General features: G+C 50.5%; 5 protein-coding genes. 2 read left to right on the forward strand and 3 right to left on the reverse strand.

Annotated elements, in window-relative coordinates; genetic code table 11:
• Together BN3659_RS10525 and BN3659_RS10530 are read left to right on the forward strand one after the other, a co-directional pair.
• Nucleotides 1-191, forward strand: a 191-nt coding sequence (locus BN3659_RS10525; RefSeq protein ID WP_171847730.1) for a TolC family protein, incomplete at its 5' end; no start/stop codon positions are given.
• A 398-nt stretch (nucleotides 192-589) separates the two neighbouring features.
• Nucleotides 590-2,989: an outer membrane beta-barrel family protein gene (locus BN3659_RS10530; RefSeq protein ID WP_091536818.1), complete on the forward strand. Its 2,400-nt coding sequence runs from the start codon at nucleotides 590-592 to the stop codon at nucleotides 2,987-2,989.
• A gap of 189 nt (nucleotides 2,990-3,178) precedes the next feature.
• On the opposite strand, the gene BN3659_RS10535 is transcribed toward BN3659_RS10530, so the two are convergent.
• The 3 genes from BN3659_RS10535 to BN3659_RS10540 all read right to left on the reverse strand — a co-directional run bounded on the left by BN3659_RS10535 (nucleotide 3,179) and on the right by BN3659_RS10540 (nucleotide 5,973).
• On the reverse strand, nucleotides 3,179-4,396 hold the full coding sequence (locus tag BN3659_RS10535; protein ID WP_171847757.1) for a radical SAM/SPASM domain-containing protein: 1,218 nt from the start codon (nucleotides 4,394-4,396) through the stop codon (nucleotides 3,179-3,181).
• A gap of 189 nt (nucleotides 4,397-4,585) precedes the next feature.
• On the reverse strand, nucleotides 4,586-4,864 hold the full coding sequence (locus BN3659_RS12915; RefSeq protein ID WP_141682564.1) for a hypothetical protein: 279 nt from the start codon (nucleotides 4,862-4,864) through the stop codon (nucleotides 4,586-4,588).
• A gap of 884 nt (nucleotides 4,865-5,748) precedes the next feature.
• Nucleotides 5,749-5,973, reverse strand: coding sequence for a hypothetical protein (locus tag BN3659_RS10540; RefSeq protein ID WP_141682565.1), 225 nt, complete (start codon nucleotides 5,971-5,973; stop codon nucleotides 5,749-5,751).
• Between the last annotated feature and the right edge of the window lie 469 nt (nucleotides 5,974-6,442).

A 6,442-nucleotide genomic window follows, 5' to 3' on the forward strand; every position in this document is an offset into this window, starting at 1 on the left:
TCGCCTCGGCCGAGGAGGCCGCCCGGCAGATCGCACGCAAGTACGACCTCGGCGCCGCGACCGTAACGGACTACAACGCCGCGGTCTCCGCACAGGTCAAGGCCCGTTCGCAACTCTTGCAGGCCAAATACGAATATCTGTTCAAAATAAAGACTTTAACCTATTATACGAACTGCTGCCACGGAGAATGAAGAACGGAAAACCACAAAGCAAATCATTTTAGGACGGGCGCCTCCCGAAGGTCCGGCCCTGTACCGCAATCTGCGCAACGCGATTATCGCACCAGACGGATTCTTTTCATGGAAATGTCATTTTGAAACATAACAACGATATAAACTAAGAGAGAGCGGTTATGAAAGGTTCGCCTCTTACTATTTTGTTCCTCCGGCAACACGTATAAAGACACTGAGACCTATTTCTAAGATCGCGTCCATTCCGAACGCCTCTCTTATCGGATCGCTCCGTAACCGCCGACTGTCATATTGACTCTATTCACGGAAATACAAAAAACGAACGCTTTTTAATTTACAGATCAAAATAAATACGATTCCCGATTCATACTTTGAAAAAAAAGTCATACCTTTAGCCTATGAACTTTCGCCTCTTCCTACTCGTTTCGGCCTCGATACTCGCGAATCTTCCGCTTGCAGGGAGTGCACAGGCAGCACCGTGTCGACCTCGGCCGGATCGCTTCGCTGTACGGGGACACGTTACGGACACGGAACGCACCGGCATCGCATATTGCACCGTGGGACTGCACGACGCATCGGATTCGACGCTCATCGCCGGCACGATTACCGATTCGGCCGGTTTTTACCGCTTCGATGCTGTGGCGGCGGGAGAATACCTCCTGCGTTTCACCCATCTGGCCTACGAAGACTTCGACCTGCGGCTCTCGGTTCCGGAAGCCGCCGGCAAAAAGCACGATGCAATACTGACGTCCCGATCGACGGAGATCGACGCCGTAGAGGTTATCTACAAACACATCGAACGAAAGGCGGGAAACTACACGATGTCGATGATCGGCAATCCGCTCGCCAAAGACCGGACGCTGACGGAAGCGCTGAAACTCATGCCCGGGATACGGATTCAGGATGATATTTACACGGTGAACGGCCGAATGGCTTCGGAAATATACATCGACGATCGTTTGGCCGATCCCAAAGAGTTGCAAGGGCTGACGGCCGAAATGATCCGAGAGATCGAAGTGTTGCCCTACGGAGAGAGCCGGCAGGACATGTCGGCGCGCGGTGCGATTCTGCGCATCCGTCTGCGCAGGCTGGCCAACGGCGGTTATTTCGGAAGCGCGAATGTCGGTGCGGGAGTTCGCGGAGACGGATTCGGCATGACGAACGTCAGCGTACCGTTCGGTATCCGAATCGGAAAGTTCAATCTCTACAATCAGGTGTTTTACAATTTTCTGAAGCAGAAAACGCACGAGATCAGAGAATCGGATTATCTGGACGGAATCCCCTACCGCATCGTCTCCGACGAAAGGGGGCAAGACCGTTACCACAATATCACGGACCAGCTGAGTCTGGTCTACGAGGTCTCGCCGCGTCATACGATCGGTCTGTCCGGCAGCTTCGGATTCGTATCGAGCACTCCGGAAGCCCGTTCGGGCGGCACCCGATACGATGCCGCCAGTGCCGAAGTACCGGATGGCGGCAGCAGTTATACGTCGGTCGGCGACGTGACCAACCTGTTCATGCAGGTATCGGGCTCCTACCGGTACCGGCTGGACGATGCGGGTTCCTTCGTCCGCGTACAAGCCGACTACCTGCATTCGAGAATCGAGAAAGATTACCTCTATCGGGACAGCATGGCACTGCAATCGGCCTCCGTATCGCAACAAACGTTTCGTCCGGTCGCCGACCAGCTGAAAGCAGAGGCGATCGTGCAGAAACACATCTCGCCGAAATTCGAATTGAACGGCGGAGCCATATATTACCTTTTTTCAACGGAGCAGAATCAGTCCGTACACACCGACGGCCGCTTCGATGCGGAGCAGAGTTCGCTGTTCCGTCACAGGGACGAGGGCGCGGCACTTTACGCCGATCTGAGTTTCAATACGGGGCGTTTCAGTGCGACGGCGGGCGCCCGGGCGCAGTGGGACGATGTGCGGTATTTCACCCGTGGCGACCGCTGGCGGCAGACCGATTACTGGCGGCTGGCGCCCCGTGTATCGATGACCTATACGTGGGGCGAAAACGGCACATCATCCGCGAATCTCTCCTATTCGCGCAAGGACGACCAGATTCCCTACGGCCAGCTATCGCCGCTCGCCGTCCGGCAGAGCGAATACCGCTATGCCGTCGGCAATCCCGATCTGGGACCCGCGAAGGGATACGATCTGGGCGCCAGCATCGTACTGCGTGAAAAGTGGAATCTGTACTACAATTTCTACTCCACCTCGGACGGAGTTCAGGATCTGAACTTTCAAGACCCCGACGATCCGCGGTTGATCTATACCCGTCCCGAGAATTGCGGGGAGAGACGCACCCACGAACTCGGGCTGAATTTCACCGCCTCGCTGCGGCCGTGGCTGTACGTGAACTGGGACGTAATCGGCACCCGAAGCCGCTACGGCTATTACGGTCAGTACGACGAGACATGGGGCATGACCATGTATCTGACCAACTCCGTTCAATTCGCAGACGGATGCGGAATGAACGTCGACTTCTATTTCAGGACACCGCACCATGCGATCGAATATCGGCACAACACGGTTTATTCGCTCAGTGTTTCCCTCTACAAATATTTGTTCGGAAAACGTCTTTACGTCGGGCTGGAATGTCAGAACCTTCTCGTCAACACGAACATCGTGGAGCAATGGAACAGAGAAGGGACATTCCGAACCTTGTACAGAAACGTCTCCGACAACCGGTTTTTCGGACTGACGATCCGCTATACGTTCAACAATTTCAGAGGCAACAAGGGCTTGTCCACAACCTCCGGCCTGCAAAGTTTCCGGAACGAATACGAATGACCCGCCGTAAAAGGCCGGAGTACTCCGTCTGCGCTGGGAAAGATGATAAAAAAGACGAGCGAGCGATATTTCGGCTCTCTTCGCCGTACAAAGAAATTCCCCTGCACGTCCTACGGGGTGCAGGGGAATACTACATCGGGAACAGACCTGCCGGTTAAAATACCGGCGGTACATACCTGTCTCAAGAGTTCAACTCTTTGCGGTACGGACTGCCGCCAAACGATACAATTCCGCAATACGCGATCTTACGACATCCTCGATATATTGTTCTTTTTCAGCACTCCACAAACAGTGCCCCTGTTCTCTTTCCAGTCTTTTCTGAGTACAGGTTTTGCAAATGGGATAGATCGCACACTCCATGCACTCCGGATTGGAGAACCGACTCGCCATACGGGTGCGGTAACGTTCGTTGTGTTCGATTGTACCGTCTTCGTGCAGCACTCCTTCTCTGTCTTCCGGTGCGAATTTTCTGGCCGTGCATTGATATAGATCGCCGTTGTAATTGACCACGAAAGCGTTGCGTCTGTCCGCATAACAACGCACATCGTTCAACACACCGGAAGGATCGGCATGTACAATAGCATTGATGCGTTTTTCGAGCGACCGTACCGCATCGTTCGTCTCTTCGCAATTCCGCTCATCCTGCCAGACCTGATGGAGGGAAAAAGTCATCGAATCCTTATGCTTCTCAAAGAAAGGCAACAGATCGTCGAGCAGGCCGTGAAACGATGCCACAGACTGATTGGTATAATTGCATCGAACTGTAACGCGAATCCCCTGTTCGACCGCATATTTCAGATTATCCAGCGTCAGATCGTAAGTCGGACGCCCGTTTTTCATCTTTTTAACCGTGTCGTGCATCTCCCGTCCGCCGTCGAAAGGAATCTGAAAACGAACGGGTAATCCGGTATCATGCAGAAAATCCGCCTTGTCGCGGGTCAGCAAAACGGCATTGCTCGTGAAATCCAAATTCAAGACGATCTGTTTCTCTCCGCACAGAGTTCGGGCCTCAAGAATAATCGGTACTACCCGAGACTTGAACTCCAATAACGGCTCTCCACCGAAAAAACCGAGAGACAACGATCGGGTTTTCCCGTTGTCGCATATGTTTCGCAACATATTCCGAATACCGTTCAACACTTCGATCGGCATGCGACTGTCATGCAAATGGTCTTCATAACAATACCAACAAGCCAAATTGCAGTCCATCGTGGGGTTGATCGTAATAGAGAAATGCGTATCCGAAGTTTCCGATTTTTCGATCGACGCAATAAGTTCGGCCGTTTCGTCCGTTTCGTCCGGAACAAGAAATTTCCTGTCCGTAAGGCAACGGTAAAGTTCCGGATGAATTCCGGATAACGCATTCGGATTCTCTCTATGCGATTCGAGCAATTTGAAAGTTTCCAAAGCGCACACCATCATTCTGTCCCTAAGGCTATTATACAATATATATGCATCTCCGTTTCTAACGATGATGTTGTATTTGCTACTTTTCATGCAGAGATTCGATTCGTAAAAACGGAGGCGATGAAAAATCGCCGTTTATTTTTTCGTCGCGAACAACGCGGGAATTTTCATCGCTTCCGTTTTCAGATGTTAATTTCCACACGATATACCATTGACGTAACATCCCTTATTCTTCCCGTCCCAGCAACTACATCCACAATTACCTGTGTTTGAACAAATATCCGAATTTGTTGTATTTGAGCAATTGCGGGGATTTTTACATCCGGAGTTACTCAAAGCAAAAGGCATAATATCTTCCGGAAGATCGACCTCCGTAAATCCGCCTTTCAACATACCGGCTTCATCCCGTGTCAAAGGCACAATTTCCTCTGAAATGTGCAGCCATTTTTCGTTTTGGACAGGTTTCATGGCAAATAATGTTTTAAGTTAGTGAATGTTATATCATTGAGACCGAAGTATCTTTATGCCGCTATATTTATATTTGCATTTGAGATAAGTTTTAAAAAATTCAAAAATCGAAATCATTTTCAATCCAAAACCTTTTTTATTCTAAGATCGGACCGGTAAACCCTCAAAGCAGTATCTTTACAGATCCAAACCTTTCGAAATAAAATGAATTTAGCTTTTTTCAAATATACACAATATTTCCCAATTCGGCAAATAGCAGCTCGATAATTCGCAAAAAGACAAAATAAATCGCTATTCGGCAAAACGGTTAGATTTCCTTGATTTTCAACCAAGACGGATCGGCGTCGAAATTGGCTGAAGGGATGAACGGGACTATGGATCGAAGCGGTCAATCTGAAGGAGCGGGTCAGTTGCCGAATTGGTTTCGATTCATGAATATTGGGCCAAATGTCGATATTTCGCTATTGATATGTTTATATAGAATACAACCAAATTTCTTATACCTTTCAATCAGTCGGGGCCGCTGTTTTTATAGAATCCGACGGTCTCCTACGGTCGTAAGCGGCCATTCCTCATATCGTCTCCATGAAATACGTCTGCCTGCCGGCCCTCGGACAATCTGGGGGGGGGTATTGTCAAACAGCTAAAACGTATTTCAATTCATTCTGTTTCTTGGAGTACCGCCGGATAAAGTCGCTGTAATCCATTTCGATGACGACATCTGTTCCGAAGTCGATTTTTATCGGATGTTTACGCAACTGTCGGTCATATTGCGGTCGGAGGGATTTTCGCATGGCTTCCGCCGTAAAGATTACTCCATAGGGCGGTCCTATCTCCTGTCCGTATTCGGGATATTGGCGCATGGCTCTCTCTCCGGCATTTCTCTATGACGTAGGGGGGCTCACCGTCGACAATTCGCTGCATGCGCACGCAAAGGTCGTATCGGTGTTGAATTCGACCGATTTTTCCATGTGTCGGGTCAGATAGCTCCGGTTTCCGCGAGTGAGGTTTCCGACGGATACGAACGACGGATTTCGGTAGCGCTCGTCGTTCAGCGCCTCGTTCAGCTCTTCCTTCAACTCGGCCGCCCGATCCTTATACCTTGTCATAACTCAGAACGAAGCGGATATTTCACGTATCTATCATCTCCCACGCACATCGTGAAACGGAACGGTTCGCCCGGAGAAGCTGATTTGAGATTGCCGAACTCAACCTCGCGCGCCTTTCGGACATCAGCGCTTTCGCGCATGCCGTCAAGGGACGTATAGGGTAAGTATACGTAGAAATATATTATGTACGCAATATGCCTATTATCAGGATTCGTGTTCATATAGCCGATCTAAAATCAATCGCAGGTAGACGAAGATAATTTTCTTGATGAATCCCCCAAAAGGCAAACGCCTCGGAGGGGGGGGGGACATTACCGGAGAGAAATACGGGCAGCGCATTGCTGTCGGCAGGCACCAGATCAGGCCGTTACCTCGACTATAATCCCACACCCGACCGATCCGGTCGTGATTCCATCTACCCCGACCGCCATTCTTCCCGGACTTATGCCTGCCAAGCCCGACCGATCCG

The sequence above is a fragment of the Alistipes sp. CHKCI003 genome (assembly GCF_900021155.1).
Classification (GTDB): domain Bacteria; phylum Bacteroidota; class Bacteroidia; order Bacteroidales; family Rikenellaceae; genus Alistipes; species Alistipes excrementavium.

Bases quoted from the DNA above. Each gene is read 5' to 3' on its own strand.
- BN3659_RS12915 (WP_141682564.1), bottom strand. From the start codon at position 4,864: ATGAAACCTGTCCAAAACGAAAAATGGCTGCACATTTCAGAGGAAATT.
- BN3659_RS10540 (WP_141682565.1), bottom strand. From the start codon at position 5,973: ATGACAAGGTATAAGGATCGGGCGGCCGAGTTGAAGGAAGAGCTGAAC.
- BN3659_RS10530 (WP_091536818.1), top strand. From the start codon at position 590: ATGAACTTTCGCCTCTTCCTACTCGTTTCGGCCTCGATACTCGCGAAT.